The 19,453-nt window shown below is 56.9% G+C and carries 17 protein-coding genes; 11 read left to right on the forward strand and 6 right to left on the reverse strand.

Annotated features, from left to right (window positions below; all coding sequences use genetic code 11):
- From dnaA to yidA, 5 genes are all read left to right on the forward strand, one after another.
- A complete protein-coding gene (gene dnaA, locus JEM67_RS00565) occupies positions 1 to 1,392 on the forward strand; it encodes a chromosomal replication initiator protein DnaA (RefSeq protein ID WP_004950554.1) in 1,392 nt (463 codons plus the stop codon).
- Positions 1,393 to 1,396: 4 nt separating this feature from the next.
- On the forward strand, positions 1,397 to 2,497 hold the full coding sequence (gene dnaN, locus JEM67_RS00570; protein WP_013810926.1) for a DNA polymerase III subunit beta: 1,101 nt from the start codon (positions 1,397 to 1,399) through the stop codon (positions 2,495 to 2,497).
- 155 nt (positions 2,498 to 2,652) lie between these two features.
- Positions 2,653 to 3,738 carry a DNA replication/repair protein RecF gene (gene recF, locus JEM67_RS00575; RefSeq protein WP_006322860.1) on the forward strand — a complete coding sequence of 362 codons (1,086 nt, stop codon included), beginning with the start codon at positions 2,653 to 2,655 and terminating at the stop codon, positions 3,736 to 3,738.
- Between the two features lie 18 nt (positions 3,739 to 3,756).
- Positions 3,757 to 6,171, forward strand: a complete 2,415-nt coding sequence (gyrB, locus tag JEM67_RS00580) for a DNA topoisomerase (ATP-hydrolyzing) subunit B (protein ID WP_199636369.1) — start codon at positions 3,757 to 3,759, stop codon at positions 6,169 to 6,171.
- A 125-nt stretch (positions 6,172 to 6,296) separates the two neighbouring features.
- A complete protein-coding gene (gene yidA / locus JEM67_RS00585) occupies positions 6,297 to 7,112 on the forward strand; it encodes a sugar-phosphatase (protein WP_013810928.1) in 816 nt (271 codons plus the stop codon).
- Positions 7,113 to 7,156: 44 nt separating this feature from the next.
- Here the strand turns inward: yidA and JEM67_RS00590 are convergent, their stop codons facing one another.
- Both JEM67_RS00590 and JEM67_RS00595 read right to left on the reverse strand, forming a co-directional pair.
- Entirely contained in the window at positions 7,157 to 8,098 is a 942-nt protein-coding gene (locus tag JEM67_RS00590; RefSeq protein WP_199636370.1) for an ornithine cyclodeaminase family protein, read from the reverse strand.
- The gene (locus JEM67_RS00595; RefSeq protein ID WP_199636371.1) at positions 8,085 to 9,053 is read right to left on the reverse strand and encodes a threonine/serine dehydratase; all 969 of its coding nucleotides are present in this window, start codon (positions 9,051 to 9,053) and stop codon (positions 8,085 to 8,087) included. The genes JEM67_RS00590 and JEM67_RS00595 overlap by 14 nt, the downstream gene beginning before the upstream one ends.
- Positions 9,054 to 9,270: 217 nt before the next feature.
- Between JEM67_RS00595 and JEM67_RS00600 the strand changes: the two genes are divergently transcribed.
- The gene (locus JEM67_RS00600; RefSeq protein ID WP_199636372.1) at positions 9,271 to 10,551 is read left to right on the forward strand and encodes a DUF3748 domain-containing protein; all 1,281 of its coding nucleotides are present in this window, start codon (positions 9,271 to 9,273) and stop codon (positions 10,549 to 10,551) included.
- A 36-nt stretch (positions 10,552 to 10,587) separates the two neighbouring features.
- Here the strand turns inward: JEM67_RS00600 and JEM67_RS00605 are convergent, their stop codons facing one another.
- Complete coding sequence (locus tag JEM67_RS00605; protein ID WP_013810932.1) at positions 10,588 to 10,932, reverse strand: YceK/YidQ family lipoprotein; 345 nt, start codon at positions 10,930 to 10,932, stop codon at positions 10,588 to 10,590.
- Positions 10,933 to 11,235: 303 nt separating this feature from the next.
- Between JEM67_RS00605 and ibpA the strand changes: the two genes are divergently transcribed.
- From ibpA to JEM67_RS00620, 3 genes are all read left to right on the forward strand, one after another.
- Positions 11,236 to 11,649 (forward strand): small heat shock chaperone IbpA, encoded by a 414-nt coding sequence (ibpA, locus tag JEM67_RS00610; RefSeq protein WP_004950577.1) that lies wholly within the window; start codon positions 11,236 to 11,238, stop codon positions 11,647 to 11,649.
- Positions 11,650 to 11,908: 259 nt separating this feature from the next.
- Positions 11,909 to 12,337 carry a small heat shock chaperone IbpB gene (ibpB, locus tag JEM67_RS00615; protein WP_013810933.1) on the forward strand — a complete coding sequence of 143 codons (429 nt, stop codon included), beginning with the start codon at positions 11,909 to 11,911 and terminating at the stop codon, positions 12,335 to 12,337.
- Between the two features lie 168 nt (positions 12,338 to 12,505).
- Complete coding sequence (locus JEM67_RS00620; RefSeq protein ID WP_199636373.1) at positions 12,506 to 14,164, forward strand: putative transporter; 1,659 nt, start codon at positions 12,506 to 12,508, stop codon at positions 14,162 to 14,164.
- 48 nt (positions 14,165 to 14,212) lie between these two features.
- Here the strand turns inward: JEM67_RS00620 and JEM67_RS00625 are convergent, their stop codons facing one another.
- Together JEM67_RS00625 and JEM67_RS00630 are read right to left on the reverse strand one after the other, a co-directional pair.
- The gene (locus tag JEM67_RS00625; protein ID WP_199636374.1) at positions 14,213 to 15,466 is read right to left on the reverse strand and encodes a valine--pyruvate transaminase; all 1,254 of its coding nucleotides are present in this window, start codon (positions 15,464 to 15,466) and stop codon (positions 14,213 to 14,215) included.
- A 134-nt stretch (positions 15,467 to 15,600) separates the two neighbouring features.
- The gene (locus tag JEM67_RS00630) at positions 15,601 to 17,667 is read right to left on the reverse strand and encodes an alpha-amylase (RefSeq protein WP_199636375.1); all 2,067 of its coding nucleotides are present in this window, start codon (positions 17,665 to 17,667) and stop codon (positions 15,601 to 15,603) included.
- A 188-nt stretch (positions 17,668 to 17,855) separates the two neighbouring features.
- On the opposite strand from JEM67_RS00630, the gene JEM67_RS00635 reads away from it, so the two are divergent.
- Both JEM67_RS00635 and JEM67_RS00640 read left to right on the forward strand, forming a co-directional pair.
- On the forward strand, positions 17,856 to 18,104 hold the full coding sequence (locus JEM67_RS00635) for a CopG family ribbon-helix-helix protein (RefSeq protein ID WP_013810936.1): 249 nt from the start codon (positions 17,856 to 17,858) through the stop codon (positions 18,102 to 18,104).
- On the forward strand, positions 18,094 to 18,381 hold the full coding sequence (locus JEM67_RS00640; RefSeq protein WP_199636376.1) for a type II toxin-antitoxin system RelE/ParE family toxin: 288 nt from the start codon (positions 18,094 to 18,096) through the stop codon (positions 18,379 to 18,381). Before JEM67_RS00635 ends, JEM67_RS00640 begins: the two co-directional genes overlap by 11 nt.
- Before the next feature lie 44 nt (positions 18,382 to 18,425).
- Here the strand turns inward: JEM67_RS00640 and ghrB are convergent, their stop codons facing one another.
- Complete coding sequence (gene ghrB / locus JEM67_RS00645) at positions 18,426 to 19,403, reverse strand: glyoxylate/hydroxypyruvate reductase GhrB (protein ID WP_199636377.1); 978 nt, start codon at positions 19,401 to 19,403, stop codon at positions 18,426 to 18,428.
- Positions 19,404 to 19,453 lie beyond the last annotated feature (50 nt).

Consider the following 19,453-nt stretch of genomic DNA (forward strand, 5'->3'; position numbering starts at 1 on the left):
GTGTCACTTTCGCTTTGGCAGCAGTGTCTTGCCCGATTGCAGGATGAGTTACCTGCCACAGAATTTAGTATGTGGATACGCCCATTGCAGGCGGAACTGAGTGACAACACCCTGGCGCTTTATGCGCCCAATCGCTTTGTGCTGGATTGGGTTCGCGACAAATACTTAAACAATATCAATGGTCTGCTGAATGATTTCTGCGGTACGGATGCCCCTTTGCTGCGTTTTGAAGTCGGCAGCAAACCGCTTACCCAAATCATCAGCCAGACCGTTACTGCCAGCGTCAGCGCACCTAGCGCGCCGGTGGTGCGCGCCGTAGCGCCTTCCCGGCCAAGCTGGGATAACGCGGCGCCACAGCCCGAACTTTCTTACCGCTCCAACGTTAACCCAAAGCACACCTTTGATAACTTTGTTGAGGGTAAATCCAACCAACTGGCGCGCGCGGCGGCCCGTCAGGTGGCGGATAATCCGGGCGGTGCCTATAACCCGTTGTTTCTGTATGGCGGTACCGGGTTGGGTAAAACTCACCTGTTGCACGCGGTCGGCAACGGCATCATGGCGCGCAAGGCCAACGCTAAAGTGGTCTATATGCACTCTGAACGTTTCGTGCAGGACATGGTAAAAGCCTTGCAGAACAACGCCATTGAAGAATTTAAGCGTTACTACCGTTCGGTCGACGCGTTGCTGATCGATGACATCCAATTTTTTGCCAACAAAGAGCGTTCACAGGAAGAGTTCTTCCATACCTTTAACGCCCTGTTGGAAGGCAATCAGCAGATTATCCTGACGTCAGATCGCTATCCCAAAGAAATTAACGGGGTGGAAGATCGCCTCAAATCCCGTTTCGGTTGGGGCCTGACGGTGGCAATCGAGCCGCCGGAGCTGGAAACCCGAGTGGCGATCCTGATGAAAAAGGCCGACGAGAACAATATCCGTCTGCCGGGCGAAGTGGCGTTCTTTATTGCCAAGCGCCTGCGTTCCAACGTGCGTGAGCTCGAAGGGGCGCTGAACCGCGTGATCGCCAACGCGAACTTTACCGGCCGTGCCATTACCATTGATTTCGTGCGCGAAGCGCTGCGCGATCTACTGGCACTGCAGGAGAAGCTGGTCACCATCGATAATATTCAAAAGACGGTGGCCGAATACTATAAAATTAAAATCGCGGATTTGCTGTCCAAGCGGCGTTCGCGTTCGGTTGCCCGCCCGCGCCAGATGGCGATGGCATTGGCAAAAGAACTCACCAACCACAGCCTGCCAGAAATCGGCGATGCGTTTGGTGGCCGCGACCATACCACGGTGTTGCACGCCTGCCGGAAGATTGAGCAGCTGCGTGAGGAAAGTCACGACATCAAAGAAGATTTCTCAAATTTAATCAGAACCTTATCTTCCTAGCGCTATGAAATTTATCGTTGAACGTGAGCATCTGCTAAAACCGCTGCAACAGGTGAGCAGCCCGCTGGGCGGCCGCCCAACATTGCCAATTCTGGGTAACTTGCTGCTGCAGGTGACGGAAGGCTGCCTGCTGCTGACCGGCACCGATCTGGAGATGGAGATGGTGGCGCGCGTTGCGCTGTCCCAACCCCATGAAGCGGGCGCGACTACCGTCCCCGCGCGTAAATTCTTTGATATCTGCCGTGGCTTGCCGGAAGGGGCAGAGATCGCCGTAACGCTTGAAAGCGAACGCATGCTGGTGCGCTCCGGCCGCAGCCGTTTCTCGCTCTCAACGCTGCCGGCGGTAGATTTCCCGAACCTGGACGACTGGCAGAGCGAAGTTGAATTTACTCTGCCGCAGGCGACGCTAAAGCGCCTGATTGAGGCCACGCAGTTCTCGATGGCTCATCAGGACGTGCGCTACTACTTAAACGGCATGCTGTTCGAAACCGAAGGTGAAGAACTGCGTACCGTAGCGACCGACGGTCACCGCCTGGCGGTGTGCTCGATGCCTATCGGTCAGCAGCTGCCTTCGCATTCGGTGATCGTGCCGCGTAAAGGGGTGATGGAGCTGGTGCGTCTGCTGGACGGTGGCGATACGCCGCTGCAACTGCAGATCGGCAGCAACAATATTCGTGCCCACGTCGGTGATTTTATCTTCACCTCCAAGCTGGTTGACGGCCGTTTCCCTGATTATCGCCGCGTATTGCCGAAGAATCCGGACAAAACGCTGGAAGCCGGCTGCGACTTGCTCAAGCAGGCGTTTGCCCGCGCAGCCATTTTGTCGAACGAAAAGTTCCGCGGCGTGCGCCTGTATGTGAGCCAGAACCAGCTTAAGATCACCGCCAACAACCCGGAGCAGGAAGAAGCTGAAGAGATCCTTGATGTCAGCTACGACGGCACCGAGATGGAAATTGGTTTCAACGTCAGCTACGTGCTGGATGTGTTGAATGCACTCAAGTGTGAAGATGTGCGCCTGCTGTTGACCGACTCGGTTTCCAGCGTGCAGATCGAAGACGGTGCGAGTCAGGCGGCGGCGTACGTCGTCATGCCGATGCGGTTGTAGAAATTATCGGGCTATCTTACTTGCCCCTTTGCTATTGGGCAGTGCTCGCAATCCTCACGTACTCTGTGTACGCTCCGGTTGCTGTGCGCTGGCCGTACGCAAATGGCCTGCGACGATTACGCCCTGGGCTGTTCGATGATTAAGATAACTGCAGCATGGCTCTGACGCGTTTACTGATTAAAGATTTCCGCAATATCGAAGCGGCGGATTTGGCTCTGGCGCCGGGATTCAATTTCCTGGTTGGGGCCAACGGCAGTGGGAAAACCAGCGTACTTGAGGCGGTGTATACCCTTGGCCACGGGCGCGCATTTCGCAGCCTGCAGGCCGGAAGGGTGATCCGCCACGACCAGCCGGAGTTCATTTTGCACGGCCGTATTGAAGGCGCTGAGCGTGAAATATCCGTTGGATTAAGCAAAAGCCGTCAGGGAGACAGCAAAGTACGCATCGATGGCAGCGACGGCCACAAAGTGGCTGAGCTGGCGCAGTTATTGCCGATGCAGCTGATTACCCCCGAAGGTTTTACCCTGCTAAACGGCGGGCCGAAATTTCGGCGCGCCTTCCTGGACTGGGGTTGTTTTCATAACGAACCCGGTTTTTTCACCGCCTGGAGCAACCTGAAACGGTTACTGAAGCAGCGTAATGCCGCGCTGCGCCAGGTCAGTCGCTATGCGCAGATCCGCGCCTGGGATCAGGAACTGATCCCATTGGCCGAGCGTATCAGCGAGTGGCGGGCAGCTTACAGCGACGCGATTGCCGCGGATATCACCGCGACGTGCGCGCAGTTTTTGCCCGAATTTGCCCTGAGTTTCTCTTTCCAGCGCGGTTGGGACAAAGAGAGCGACTACGGAGAGCTGCTGGAGCGCCAGTTTGAGCGCGACAGGGCGTTAACCTATACCGCTGTGGGGCCGCATAAGGCGGACTTCCGCATCCGTGCCGAGGGCACGCCGGTAGAGGATTTATTATCGCGCGGTCAGCTAAAGCTGCTGATGTGCGCGTTGCGCTTAGCGCAGGGTGAGTTTCTCACCCGGCAGAGCGGGCGGCGTTGCCTGTATCTGATTGATGATTTTGCCTCCGAGCTGGACACCGGCCGTCGCCGGTTGCTGGCCGATCGCCTGAAAGCCACCCAGGCCCAGGTCTTTGTCAGCGCGGTAAGCGCTGAACAAGTGACCGACATGGCCGGTGAAAAGGGCAAGATGTTCCGCGTGGAACAGGGTAAAATAGAGGTTCAACCACAGGACTAAAATGAGCGAGAAACGTTGATGTCGAATTCTTATGACTCCTCAAGTATCAAGGTATTAAAAGGGCTGGATGCGGTGCGTAAGCGCCCGGGCATGTATATCGGCGACACCGATGATGGCACCGGTCTGCACCACATGGTATTCGAGGTTGTGGACAACGCTATCGACGAAGCACTCGCGGGCCACTGTAGTGACATTCAGGTGGTCATCCATGCCGATAACTCCGTTTCGGTACAGGATGACGGCCGTGGTATCCCGACCGGTATTCACGAAGAGGAAGGGGTTTCTGCGGCGCAGGTCATCATGACCGTGCTGCATGCCGGCGGTAAATTTGACGACAACTCCTACAAGGTATCCGGCGGCCTGCACGGCGTGGGTGTCTCCGTTGTTAACGCCCTGTCCGAGAAACTGGAACTGGTTATTCGCCGTGAAGGCAAGGTGCATGAGCAGACCTACGCCATGGGTGAGCCACAGGCGCCGCTGAAAGTGGTCGGTGAAACCGATCAGACCGGCACCACGGTGCGTTTCTGGCCGAGCTATGAAACCTTCACCAACAACGTTGAATTTGAGTACGACATTCTGGCCAAGCGCCTGCGCGAGCTGTCTTTCCTTAACTCCGGCGTGTCTATCCGCCTGAAAGACAAGCGCACGGATAAAGAAGACCACTTCCACTACGAAGGCGGCATCAAGGCGTTTGTTGAGTACCTGAACAAAAACAAAACCCCAATCCATCCTAACGTGTTCTATTTCTCCACCGTGAAAGACGACATCGGTGTGGAAGTGGCGCTGCAGTGGAACGACGGTTTCCAGGAAAACATCTACTGCTTCACCAACAACATCCCGCAGCGCGATGGCGGTACCCATCTGGTCGGTTTCCGTACCGCGATGACCCGTACCCTGAACAGCTACATGGATAAAGAAGGCTACAGCAAAAAGGCTAAAATCAGCGCCACCGGCGATGATGCGCGTGAAGGCCTGATTGCCGTGGTTTCGGTGAAGGTGCCGGATCCCAAGTTCTCTTCTCAGACCAAAGACAAGCTGGTTTCTTCCGAGGTGAAAACCGCGGTTGAAACGCTGATGAACGAGAAGCTGGTCGATTATCTGATGGAAAACCCGGGCGATGCGAAAATCGTCGTCGGCAAAATCATCGATGCGGCGCGTGCCCGTGAAGCGGCGCGTAAAGCGCGTGAAATGACCCGTCGTAAAGGCGCGTTGGATCTGGCCGGCCTGCCGGGCAAACTGGCGGACTGCCAGGAACGTGACCCTGCGCTGTCCGAACTCTACCTGGTGGAAGGGGACTCTGCGGGCGGCTCTGCCAAGCAGGGGCGCAACCGTAAGAACCAGGCGATTTTGCCGCTGAAAGGTAAAATCCTCAACGTCGAGAAGGCGCGCTTCGACAAGATGCTGTCTTCGCAGGAAGTGGCGACGCTGATCACCGCGTTGGGTTGCGGCATCGGCCGTGACGAATACAACCCGGACAAGCTGCGTTACCACAGCATCATCATCATGACCGATGCCGACGTCGACGGTTCGCACATCCGTACGCTGCTGTTGACCTTCTTCTACCGCCAGATGCCGGAAATCATTGAACGCGGCCACGTGTTCATTGCCCAGCCGCCACTGTACAAGGTGAAAAAAGGCAAGCAGGAACAGTACATCAAAGATGACGAGGCGATGGATCAGTATCAGATCGCCATTGCGATGGACGGCGCAACCCTGCACACCAACGCCAGCGCGCCGGCACTTGCCGGTGAACCACTGGAAAAACTGGTGGCCGAGCACTACAGCGTGCAGAAGCTGATCGGTCGTATGGAACGCCGCTACCCGCGCGCGCTGCTGAATAACCTGATCTACCAGCCAACCCTGAATGAAAGCGATCTGAGCGATCAGAGCAAAGTCCAGGTATGGATTGAGTCGCTGGTGAAACTGCTGAACGATAATGAGCAGCACGGCAGCAGCTATGACTCGGTGATCTTCGAGAACCGCGAGCGCCAGATGTTTGAGCCGGTGCTGCGCATCCGTACCCACGGCGTGGATACCGACTACCCGCTGGACTTCGAGTTCTTCCACGGCGGCGAATATCGCAAAATCTGCCAGCTGGGCGAAAAACTGCGTGGCCTGATCGAAGAAGATGCCTTCATCGAACGCGGCGAACGCCGTCAGCCGGTAGACAGCTTCGAGCAAGCGCTGGAGTGGCTGGTGAAAGAGTCACGCCGTGGCCTGTCGATACAGCGTTATAAAGGTCTGGGCGAAATGAACCCTGAGCAGCTGTGGGAAACCACCATGGATCCGGAAAGCCGCCGCATGCTGCGCGTGACCGTGAAGGACGCCATCGCTGCCGATCAACTGTTCACCACCCTGATGGGTGATGCCGTTGAGCCGCGCCGTGCCTTTATCGAAGAAAATGCCCTGAAAGCGGCTAATATCGATATCTAACGCGTACTTTTGCCGTAAAAATCCGCGCCGGGCAACCTGCGCGGATTTTTTTACGCTTTTTTTAGCGCTGACACTGCAGGCTTAAACGCGTTAGCATGAAGAAAATACACCTGGGAGAGGACGTTATGGCTATTGAACTGATTGCAATTGATATGGACGGCACGCTGCTTGATCCGCAGCACCAGATTACGCCTGCGGTGAAGCAGGCCATCACCGAGGCGCGCCGCAAAGGGGTTCACGTGGTGCTGGCTACCGGACGGCCTTACGTCGGCGTGCAGGATTATCTGCGTCAATTGGACATTCAGGGCAGCGGTGATTTCTGCATTACCTATAACGGTGCCCTGGTTTTACAGGCCGCAGACGGCGCCTGTATCTTGCAGGAAACCCTGGATTTCGAAGACTACGTCTATGTTGAACGGTTGGCGCGCGAGTTTGGCGTGCACTATCAAGCGTTTGATTTCGATACCCTGTATACGCCGAACAAGGACATCGGCAAATACACCATCCATGAAGCCCACATGACCGGTATTCCATTGAAATACCGCAGCGTGGAAGAAATGGATCGCCAGATGCGTTTCCCTAAAGTGATGATGATTGATGAGCCGGAGCTGCTCGACAGCGCGATTGCCCGCCTGCCGGCCGAAGCGTGGGAGCGTTACACCATCCTGAAAAGTGCGCCTTACTTCCTGGAGATTTTGCATAAGCGGGTTGATAAGGGCACCGGGGTGAAAATGCTGGCCGAACACCTCGGCATTGCGCAGGAAAACGTGATGGCGCTGGGCGATCAGGCCAATGATACCGCGATGATCGAATACGCCGGCGTTGGCGTAGCGATGGGCAACGCCATCCCGGAACTGAAAGCGGTGGCGCAGTTCGTTACCACCGCCAATACTGAAGACGGCGTGGCGCGCGCCATTGAGAAGTTTGTGCTGAATGCCTGAGGCGTTTTTTGCACCCAGGGGCGCCTCTGCGCCCCTGAAGCGCGTTAGAGCCGCGCTAAAATGCCTTTCACAATTTGTACGTCCTGAATCGCCAGCCCGGTAAGATCGGCAATAGTGATCTGTTGTGGGCTGCTGCGCAGCCTTCCCCCCTGCGCCAGAGCAGTGCCAAATTCAACGATCGGCTTCGATGTCAGCAAACCTTGCCGATAAGCGGTGGCGATCTCGCCATAGTCTGCACACTGCGATAAAGCATCAACCAGCAACAGGTCCGCCTTGGCGACCAAATCGGTCGCCAGCTCCTGCTTGCCGTGGGCGTCTGCGCCAATCGCCGTAATATGGGTGCCAGGCTGAATATCCGCCGCCTGCAAAATGGGCTCGCGGCTGGGGGTGGTGGTGACAATCAGCCGACAATGCGCCGCCAGCTCTGCCGCATCCTGGGTGGTCTGCACCCGAAAGCCCTCGGCTTCGGCATCTTGGCGAAAGGCTTGCAGAGCCGGTTCGTTGCGGCCCCATACCCAGACATCGCGGCATGGGGTGAGCGGTTTTAGCTGCTGCAGTTGCAACCGGGCCTGCATGCCGCAGCCGACGATGCCGATCGCCGGGATGTCCGTCGGGGCGCACAGCTCGGCGGCAATACGCCCCGCCAGCGCGGTGCGTAACGCGGTCAGCCAGCCTTCGTCCAGCAGCAGCGCCTGCGGTTCACCGGTCAGAGCAGAGAAGGCCATCAGCAATCCCTGATTGCTGGCCAACCCTTGCGCCGGGTTGCGATAGAAACCGGCGGACACCTTGACGACAAACTGTTCATCGCCTTCCAGCCACGCCGATTTAATACAGCAGTCGCCTGCGGCCTGCTCAAACAGAAAATGCTGCACCGGCGGCTGTTGTACCTGTTGGCGTGAGTAAGCAATAAATCCAGATTTAAGCAGTGAGGTGATGTTATCTGCGTCGAAACTGTCAATTATCTGCTGCTGGTTAATGATTTTCATCGGCGATGGCCTTGAGGTATTTCTCCAGCACGATGTTTTTTCCGCACAGCACGACCGCCACTTTTTTTCCCTGAAATTCCGGCGCCAGTTTGATAGCCGCCGCCAGAGCTACCCCGGCCGCGCCTTCAATAATCCAGCGATCGCTGGCGGCAATCTGGCGCATCGCCCGTTTGATTTCCGTTTCACTGACCAGAGTTTTGCGATCGATCAGCCGTTGGCACAGTGGGAAGGTAATGGCGTTAGGCTCCACGCCGCCGGCTGTGCCGTCGGACAAGGTCTCCTGCTCCTCTACCGGGAAAATATGGCCGGCTTCCAGCGCGCTGTACATGCTGGTGGCATTCTCAGGCCAACAGGCGATAAGCTGGGTTTTCGGCGACAATTGCTGCAGAACGGTGCCAATACCTGAAATATAGCCACCGCCGCCTACGGCGACAATCACCGCATCCAGATCCGGCTGCTGTTCGACCAGCTCCATGCCGCAGGTGCCTTGGCCGGCAATCACTTGTTCGTCGTTATAAGGGGAAACATAGACCTTCCCCTGTTCCTGCGCCGCTTTCTCGCCCGCCTGTTCTGCTTTCAGAGCATCCCCCGGCACTGTCACGACTTTACCGCCCAAAGCGCGGATGGTTTCAAGCTTGATCGCGGCGGCGGTTTCCGGCGCATAGACCGTCACGCTGACGCCCATCAGTTTGCCCGCCAGCGCCATCGCCTGGCCGTGATTACCGCTGGAGGCGGCGATCACCCCGCGTTGACGCTGTTCGTCACTCAGCAGCCGCAGTTTATTGCTGGCACCGCGAAACTTGAATGAACCGGTTGGCTGCAGATGATCGCATTTCAGATACAGCTCGCAACCCAGTTGCTGCGACAGCAGCACGCTGCGCTCCAACGGGGTCACGCGTACCTGAGGACGCAACTGCTGATGGGCGGAAACAATTGCGTCGAATAAGCTGCTCATACCGGTTCCTTTTATTTTCATCGGGTTGACGACCTTGTTGATCTGATTTTCCACATGGGTATCGCTCATTGATGTGGACTTTAAAATCCATATTGTACTTTATTGTATTTATTGTAAACCCCCTGCGTCGACGGAAAGCACCTTGATGGGCGATGTGAAGCCTTTGCCCAATCCGGTAAGATGGTGACTTAGTGCCAACATGTGCAGGGGAGCCGCCATGAGCTATCGGGAAAAACAGCTGACTTTTGAAGCACGTGGACACCAGTTAACCAATATCAACGTCTGGACGCCAGACAGCCAGTGGCTGGCTTACGACGTGCGCCCGAACGGCGCTTCTTTTACCGGCCTGAGTATTGAACGGGTGAATGCCAACAGCGGCAAGGTCGAGGTGGTATATCGCGCGCAGCACGGCGCACATGTGGGCGTAGTGACCGTTAGCCCGGACGCGCCGGCCCGTTACGCTTTTATTCACGGCCCGGAACATCCGGACAGCGTTTGGCATTACGATTTTCATCACCGCCGTGGCGTGATCGTCAGCGAACCGGATCTCGAACTGGCCATGACTCTTGATGCGATGGATATCACCGTGCCCTATACCCCCGGGGCGCTGCGCGGTGGCACGCACGTTCACGTGTTCAGCCCGGACGGCAGTCGCCTGAGTTTTACCTATAACGACCACGTGATGCACGAGCTGGACCCGGCACGGGATCTGCGTAACGTCGGTGTGGCTGTGCCGTTGCAGGGCGTAAATCCACCCAAGCAGCATCCGCGTGAATATGATGGCAGCCATTACTGCGTGTTGGTCAGCGAAACGACGCCGCAGCCGCAGCCGGGCAGTGACCAGATTAACCGTGCCTACGAAGAGGGTTGGGTCGGGCAACGTGGCTATCTGCGGCCCGATGGACGTCAACAGCGTTGGGCATTGGCGTTTATCGGCGACACGCGTTCCGCTGCCGGCGAAAAGTTGCCGGAAGTGTTTATTGTCGACCTGCCGCGCGACGACGCCGATTACGCTAAAGCCGGCTCCCGGCCACTGCAGGGTACCTCGACCCATTTACCCGCACCCCCTTTGGGGGTGCGCCAACGTCGCCTGACATTTACCGGCGGGCGTCGTTATCCCGGCGTTGTCACCGCACCGCGCCACTGGCTGCGCAGTTCGCCTGATGGCAGCATGATTGCCTTTCTGATGAAAGATGACGAGGGCGTAGTGCAGCTGTGGACAGTTTCGCCGAACAGTGGTGAGCCGCGCCAAATTACCCGGGGTGAGCATGGGATCCAGTCTGCGTTCAGTTGGCACCCGCAGGGCGGGCGAATCGCGCTGGTGTGCGATAACAGCCTGATGCTGTGCGAGGTGCCCAGCGGCCGCATGCAGCGCCTGACGAAACGCACCGCGCAGCCACCGTCGGGCGATGCCATTGTCTTTTCGCCGGACGGTAACCAAGTGGCGTTTATGCGCGAGGTTGAGGGTTTCAGCCAGATTTTTGTGGCTGCGGTGTGATCAGGATGCGGGCCGGGCAGCCCGCGTCAGAGTCTTTTAATGTGCGGCTACGCTGGCTGCATGGCTGGGATCGCCGCTGGCCGCCAGGTTCTGCTCTTCGCCGCGCAGGATACGTGCTCTCGGTGAGTCTGTTGTGTCGTCACTGCCGGAGCGCATATAGTCGTAAGGCAGCAGCACGGTGTCCATCACGGCCGAGAAGGGCAGATCCAGCGCCACCAGCGGCATCATCGCCCAACTGGTGTTGTCGTCCTTCAGCATGCCCACGCTGGCGCGGGTACCCGGATAGTAGCCCTGATTCGGGCCGGTGTGGCTCATGACGCTGGAGCAGCCGTTTGTCGCCAGCAGCATGCAACTGGTTGCTATCACTTTTATCGTTTTCATTATTCCATCCTGCAGGGTGCTGTTCCCTAAAATTTGCTGATCTATAACATCTTGTCGATGTTTTAAAAGGAGCAAGGTCTCGCTCTGTGGCGGCTCTCTCACTTTATTGTAAGGGATAAAAAAACTTTCGCCGAACTGATTGTCATTTTTTTGATCGCCGCCGGTTGAAATGAGGCAATCAACCCCCATTTTCTTATCAGAACAAAATTAAGAATTTGCCGTAAGGGAATTCTTATTATTAGCCGGTCCATAGTGGAAGGCTTAATTATTAAACCTCGCTGAAGTGCCTTAGGAGGCTGTTTTATGCGCAATTTTGACCTTTCCCCGTTATACCGTTCCGCCATTGGTTTTGACCGCTTGTTTAACGCGCTGGAGGCTGGGCAAAGCCAGGGGAATGGCGGCTACCCACCTTATAACGTTGAGCTGGTGGATGAAAACCATTATCGCATTGCGATCGCCGTGGCCGGGTTTGCCGAGCAGGAACTGGAGATCACCACCCAAGACAATCTTCTGATTGTACGTGGCGCCCATAATAACGAACCTGCTGAAAGAACCTACTTATATCAAGGTATTGCCGAGCGTAACTTCGAGCGTAAATTCCAGCTGGCCGAGCATATCCAAATTAAAGGTGCGAAGCTGGAAAATGGGTTGTTGTATATCGACATGGAACGCATTGTACCGGAAACATTAAAACCGCGCCGGATTGAAATTAAATAACTTTTATTTCATCAGCGAAACGTCTCGCTGGTGTTAAATGTTAACTTGCCCGCCGTCAGGGGGCATAGCTTAATTTACCCTATGAATTTTAAGTGACAGCCAGGCGACCCGCTCATTCATCCCACGGCGCTTACTAAGGTCAGTGACTGGGGTGACAAATTTGCCGGGAGCAGATTTGAACGGGCCACATAACCGAGAACGACGCTGTAGCTTGAAAGACAACGGGTAACATCTCGCTTCATAGAAGGAGTTTTATATTATGCGTAATTACGATCTGTCACCTTTGCTGCGTCAGTGGATTGGTTTCGACAAGTTGGCCAGCTCAATGGGCGGCCAGGAACCCCAGGGCTTCCCGCCGTACAACATCGAGAAAAGCGACGACAACCACTACCGCATTTCTCTGGCACTGGCTGGGTTCAAACAAAGCGAATTGAATATTGAAGTGGAAGGGCCACGCCTGACCGTGAGCGGTAAGCCGACGCCGCCGGAAAAACAGGTGGAATATCTGCATCAGGGGCTGGTGTGCAAAGAGTTTACTCTGACTTTCACGCTGGCTGAGCACCTGCAGGTTTCTGAGGCGCAGTTTGAAAATGGCCTGTTGCACATAGATCTGGTGCGTCAGGTGCCGGATGCCTTGCAACCGCAACGTATTGCCATCGGCACCACGCCGGGGTTAGAAGCTCAGTAACCGACAGAAAAAAATCGGTAATAACACGGGGGAAGTCCAAACGGGCTTCCCCCGTTGCATTCTGTGGCGTAACCCACATTCCCCCCGTCCCGCTTATGCCAGAATCCCTATTAATTGTGTGCTTTTAACCGCAGACCGGTTGTTAAACTTCTGGCAAGGATGTGACCTATGAGCGATATCGCCCTGACCGTCAGCATGTTGGCGTTGGTGGCCGTTCTCGGGCTGTGGATGGGTAACTGGAAGGTGTATGGCGTCGGGCTGGGCATTGGCGGGGTCCTGTTCGGCGGCATTATCGTGGGGCATTTCGCCCAGAGCTGGCAAATCAGTCTTAACGGCGACATGCTGCATTTCATTCAGGAATTCGGGCTGATCCTGTTCGTTTACACCATTGGCATTCAGGTGGGCCCAGGTTTCTTCTCTTCCCTGCGGGTGTCCGGGCTGCGGCTCAACGGTTTCGCCATTTTACTGGTGCTGGTTGGCGGCGTGGTGGCGGCGGCGGTTCACAAGCTGTTTGCCGTGCCGCTGCCGATCATTCTCGGCGTGTTCTCCGGCGCGGTCACCAATACCCCCGCACTCGGTGCCGGGCAGCAAATTCTTACCGATCTGGGGTCAGATCCGGCGCTGGTCGATCGCATGGGGATGGGCTACGCCATGGCCTATCCGTTCGGTATCTGCGGCATCCTGCTGGTGATGTGGCTGATCCGCCTATTCTTTCGCATCAATATCGATAAGGAAGCGCAGGCGTTTGAAAACAGCCTGGGCAATCACCACGAACTGCTGCACACCATGAACGTGGCGGTGCGTAATCCCAATTTGCAGGGGATGGCGATAAAAAATGTGCCGCTGCTGAACGGGGAGGAGATCGTCTGCTCACGGCTGAAACGCGGCGAGCTGCTGATGATACCCGCGCCGCTCGAGAGGCTGGAGTTGGGTGACTATCTGCATCTGGTAGGAAAGCGCGAGAGCCTGGAAAATGCCCGGCTGGTGATTGGCGAAGAGGTGGACGTTTCGTTGTCAACGCGTAGCACGGCGTTACAGGTGGTGAGGGCGGTGGTGACCAATGAGAAGGTGCTGGGCAGCAAAATCCGCGATCTCAACCTGAAGAAAAAATATGACGTGGTGATCTCACGCCTGAACCGTTCCGGGGTTGAACTGGTGGCCGGCAGCAACGTTACGCTGCAATTTGGCGATATCCTCAACCTGGTTGGCCGGCCGGAATCGATTGAAGCGGTTGCGGCCATCGTCGGCAACGCTCAGCAGAAATTGCAACAGGTGCAGATGCTGCCGGTATTTATCGGCATCGGGCTGGGGGTGTTGCTGGGTTCTGTCCCGCTGTTTGTTCCGGGTTTCCCGGCGGCATTGCGCCTTGGGCTGGCCGGCGGTCCGCTGGTGGCGGCATTGATCCTCGGGCGTATCGGCAGCATTGGCAAGCTGTACTGGTTTATGCCGCCGAGCGCCAACCTGGCGCTGCGCGAGTTGGGCATTGTGCTGTTTCTGGCGGTGGTGGGGCTGAAATCGGGGGGGAACTTTGTCGATACCCTGATGCATGGCGAAGGGCTGGCGTGGATTGGCTACGGCGCATTGATTACCGCCATCCCGTTGTTCAGCGTAGGTGTGCTGGCGCGGGCAGTGGGCAAGATGAATTATCTGACGCTGTCCGGCATGCTGGCAGGTTCGATGACCGATCCGCCGGCGCTGGCCTTCGCCAACGGCCTGCACCCGACCAGCGGTGCTGCCGCGCTGTCTTACGCCACGGTTTACCCTCTGGCGATGTTCCTGCGCATCATGTCTCCGCAGTTGCTGGCGGTGCTGTTTTGGGCGATGTAGCGAGCCGGGGCGCTGCTGTTACCTGCTAACTGCGCCCCGGCTCAGGCGTTAGCCCGCTTCCTGATGCGCGCGTTCGATCTCTTCCGCCAAAATCGCCACGCCGCGCTCGATTTTCTCCGGATCCGGCACGTAGTTCATCCGCATGCACTGGTGAGTATGCGGCCATTCATGCTCCAGCCCCGGGAAGAAGTAGTGGCCCGGCACCATCAGTACGCCGCGTTTTTTCAGGCGCTGATACAGCAGCTCGGTGGTGATCGGCAAATCCTTGAACCACAACCAAAGGAAAATCGCCCCTTCCGGTTTGTGGATCAGGCAACGCTCTGGCGACAGATAGCGGCGGATTATCTCGATGGTGTGTTCAACGCGCTGTTTGTAGAACGGGCGGATCACCTCGTTCGACAGGCGCAGCAGATCGCCGCGTTCGATCATTTCCGCTGCCATCGCCGGCCCCATGCTACCCGGTGACAGGCTGATGATGCCGTTCATGTTGGTCAGGGCGCTGATGACTTTCTCATCGGCAATCACGATACCGCAGCGTGAGCCGGGCAACCCGAGCTTGGACAAGCTCATGCACAGGATGATGTTCGGGTTCCACAGCGGCGTCGCTTCGCTGAAAATGATACCGGGGAATGGCACGCCATAGGCGTTATCGATCACCAGCGGAATATTGCGCTGTTGCGCCAGCAGATCGAGCTTCATCAGCTCTTCGTCGGTGATCACGTTACCGGTTGGGTTGGTCGGGCGTGACACGCAGATCATGCCGATGTCGTCGCCAATGTGCAGGTGTTCGAAATCAACGTGATATTTGAACTGGCCTTCCGGCAGCAGCTCGATATTGGGCTTGGCCGAAACGAACAGACCCTCGTCCAGCCCGGCGTCGGCATAGCCGATATATTCCGGCGCCAGTGGGAACAGCACGCGGCGACGGCTGCCGTCGGCATAACGCCCGGCAAACAGGTTAAACAAGTAGAAAAATGCGCTCTGGCTGCCGTTTGTCAGTGCAATATTCTGTGGTGAAATCTGCCAGCCCAGCTCGTTGCGCAGCAAAGTAGCCAGTGCTTTCAGCAGGGCGTCTTTGCCCTGCGGGCCATCGTAGTTACACAGCGCCTCGGTCAGTTTGCCCTGGTCGAGCATGTCCTGACACAGCTGTTTGAAGTAACTTTCCATCTCTGGAATTTGCGCCGGATTGCCGCCGCCGAGCATGATGGCACCGGGCGTGCGCAGGCCTTCGTTCAGGTCATCCATTAAACGGGTAATGCCCGCGTAACGGGTAAATTTGTCGCCGAAAAGTGAAAAAGTCATAGGTGCAGCAGTATTGTTTTTAGCAGGTAATCGCCCACCATACCGCCAGATAATTTTCGGCGCAATGCGGTTCATAAAACAACCACCGGGGATAAACTTCACCCGGTGGTTGTTTTCCAGCAGATTGTACTGAATTAATGTGACCGATCGCCGACCCACACCACCATCACCTTGTCGTCGCCAAGCCGGCGGCTGAAGGCATAGTAGCCTGCGGTTTGCTGCGACAGTTGCACACCGGCCCCGATCGCCGGATGGCGGGCGCGGAACTGCCCAAGCCGTTGCCAATGCGCCAGCAGCGGCGCTTTGGCGCCTTGCAGTTCACTCCAGTTCATATCGGAACGCGTGCCCTGCAGCGGATCCGACCCGGTCGGGCCGAGCTGACGACCGCTTTCATCACCGTAGTAAATTTGCACCGCCCCAGGGGCCAGCAGCAGCAAATCTGCCGCACGCTGCTGCAATGGCAGCGAATCTTTGGCGTCGCTGGCGAAGAACAGCCGGGTATCGTGCGAGGAGAGGTAGCTCAGTACGTTGAAATCCTGCAGCTTGTCGGCCATTTGCTGGTAAGTGGCATCGATACTGGAGAAACAGCTCAGCGCCTGCGAAGCCTGATCCTGAAAATCGAAATTGATCATCGCGTCAAAGCCATTCTGGTAATAGTCGCTTTTCATTACGCCGTGGCCCCAGGCTTCGCCGGTCACCCAGAATGGGGCGTCATCCAGCGCCTGGTGTGGGTTGGCGGCTTTCCATTGCGCCAGCGCCGCCGTGGCACGCTGTTTCAGCAGCGCCAGCGTGGGTTTCTCCACGTGCTTGGCGGTATCGACGCGGAAGCCGTCGATACCGTAATCGCGCACCCATTGGCTGAGCCAGGTGGTCAGGTAGTCGCGGGTCGTGGCACCGGGAATATCCTGTGCGGCGGTGTCGGGTTTGTGGCGATAGAACAGCGGCAGGCCACTGGCGCCGGGCGCTTCAGTTTTGATGTCCGGGAGGAAGGCCAGTGACATGGTGAGGTCGTTATAACCCGGCGAGTCATAGTCGCCGATATCGGTACGGATCCAGTTTTTTCCCCACCATGGGCTCCAGCCTGCCTTGTCGCTGAAATTAATGTAATCGTTGAAGCTGTGCCAGTTTTGGCCTGGACCAGGCCGCCAGTCGCCCCAGTTTTTACCCAGCGTTTTTTCGATCTCCGCGTCCTTCAGGTAGAGCAAGCCGAATTGGAAGGTCTGCATATCGGCCAAGGTGGCGTAGCCGACATGGTTAACCACCACGTCGAACAGAATGCGGATGCCGCGTTGGTGCGCCTGTTCGACCAGTGTGCGCAGGTCTTGCTCGGTACCCATATTGGCGTCGAGCCGGGTCCAGTCCAGTGCGTAGTAGCCGTGATAAGCGTAGTGCGGGAAATCGCCTTTGGTGCCGCCGCCGACCCAACCGTGGATCTGTTCCAGCGGCGAGCTGATCCACAGTGCGTTGACGCCAAGCTGTTGCAGGTAATCCAGCTTTTGCGTCAGCCCAGCGAGATCGCCGCCGTGGAAGGTGCCGATCTCCTGCATGCCGTCGCTGCGACGGCCGTAGCTGTGGTCGTTGGCCGGGTTGCCGTTTTCAAAGCGATCGGTCAGTGCGAAATAGACCGTGGCGTTGTGCCAGTTGAACGGTGCCGGTTTTTCCGTGCCGGCGGATTCCAGCAGCAGCATGCCGCCGCTGCCTGCGGCAGGCTGAAGGGTCACTTTGCCCAGGCTGACCTTGGCCGTTTGGCCGGAATAGAAATCGCGTATCGTTTCGCCTTCGGCGAAGGTCGCCGCGACGTCAAGGGTGACGGGTTTTCCGTCCCAGCGCTGGCAGGTGCGCGTTGCCGCTGCTGCGGTGGCCTCTGGGGCCGTTTTCAGGCTGAGTTGCAGCGTTGGCGTACCGCTGCGGGTATCGACCCGCACCTGGTATTCACCGTCGCGAAACAGTCGCCAGTTGACCTCTGGGCCATCGCCGCATGGTTGCAGCGACAGGGTTTGATTCAGCCTGGCCGCAGTGGTCGGCTGCCAGCATTGCCGATCCTGATAAATTTTCAGCGGTAGTTCGCCCTTGGGCAGCGTGGCGTGGCTGGTGAACAGCCCGGCGGTCGATTCGTCAAAGGTCGGGAAGCTTTTCAGCGTCCAGCTTGCTAGTGCGGCCGGTGACAGCAGCATCAGCAGGGGTAGGGTCAGGCGTTTCATGGCTCTCCTTACGCGTGGCAGGAAGCGTTTTTATTCTGGGGTAATGCTCAGTGTGACAAATGAAGAAAAAATAGCCTCATCCCGATGGCGTATTTTCGGGGAGGAGAGAGAAGGGGGAGAATCCAGTCTGTTATCCGGTGTTTTTTTAATCTATATTACAATGTATACATTGTAGTGTGAGGTGACCTATGAGCGTGATGTCCGTTCGACTCCCGGAAGATCTCAGTGAGCAACTAGAAGCTTTGGCCAAAGCGACCGGCAGAACAAAATCATTTCTGGCCGGACAGGCTATCCGGGATTTCATCAACCGTGAAGCCTGGCAAATTGCGGAAATTCAACAGGCCATCACTGAGGCGGATAAGGGGGATTTTGCTGCTGATGATGAAATGGAAGCCCGCTTCAAGAGGATGGGAGTGAGTGATAACGATGAAAATTAAATGGCTAAGGAAAGCCGCAAGCAATTTTGACGATGAATACGATTGGCTTTATCTGGAGAGTCCGCAGGTAGCGACAGAATTTGCCAGGGAGGTTTTTCGTTTAGTGAGTTTACTGGTTACGAATCCGGCCCTGGGCCGGGCCGGCAGAGTGATGGGAACCCGGGAAATCGTGATGCAGACCTTCCCTTATCTGATCCCCTACAGAATTAAAAGCAATGAAATACATATTCTTAGGATATTTCATATGCGGAGACGCCCACCGAAAGGCGGTTGGTAGTTTTGCATGGATGCCAGTGGGTCACCCGCTGGCATCCGGGCAAGTTACTTCTTCAGCAATTGCGGATTGACGCAGTTTTCTTTTACCGTACCGGTCAGGGCGGCAATCAGGTTATCCACCGCGCATTCGGCCATCGCATTGCGGGTTTCATGAGTGGCGGAGCCGATGTGCGGCAGCGCCACCACGTTCGGCAGCGTCAGCAGCGGCGAAGAGACCGGCAGCGGCTCTTTCTCGAAGACGTCCAGCCCGGCGGCGTGGATCGTCCCGTTCTGCAACGCTTCGATCAGTGCTGCTTCATCCACCACCGGGCCACGGCCGGCGTTGATCAAAATACCGCTCTTTTTCATCTTCGCCAGTTGGTCGCGGCTGATCATATGGAAGGTTTCTTCGGTCAGCGGCAGCGTGATGCAGATGAAATCGGACTCGGCCAACAGGGTATCCAGATCGCAGCGGCGGGCGTTAAAACGCGTCTCGGCCTCTTCGTGAGTACGGCGGGCGTTGTACAGTATCGGCATGCCGAAGCCGAAATGCGCACGCTGCGCCAGCGCCAGGCCGATGCGGCCCATGCCGAGGATGCCGAGGGTTTTATGGTGCACGTCGACGCCAAACCAGTCCGGCCCGATGCTGCCTTGCCATTCACCGGTTTTTACCCGCTCGGCCACTTCCACCACGCGGCGCGCCGTCGCCAGCACCAGGCTCATGATGGTATCGGCGACGGTTTCGGTCAGCACGGTCGGGGTATGCATCAGTACCACGTTATGGGCGTTAAGCGCGTCGACGTCGAAATTGTCGTAACCGACGGAAATGGTCGAAGCGGCGCGCAGCTTGGGCGCCTGTTGCAAGAAAGCTTCATCAATCTTGCCGCCGGAACCGATGATCCCTTCCGCCTGAGCGAGTGCTTGTTTCAGCTCGTCGCGGTTATCCGGCGACAGGCCGTCGAAGGCGTGCACGGTGAAGTGCTGTTCCAGCCGTTGACGCAGGTCGGTGGGGATGCTTTTGTACAATACGATAGAAGGCTTCATCACGAACTCCAGCAATACCCTTTGTCTTTCAGGCTGTAGCGTTGTTGGCT

Source organism: Serratia sp. PAMC26656, assembly GCF_016469055.2.
GTDB lineage: Bacteria > Pseudomonadota > Gammaproteobacteria > Enterobacterales > Enterobacteriaceae > Serratia > Serratia plymuthica.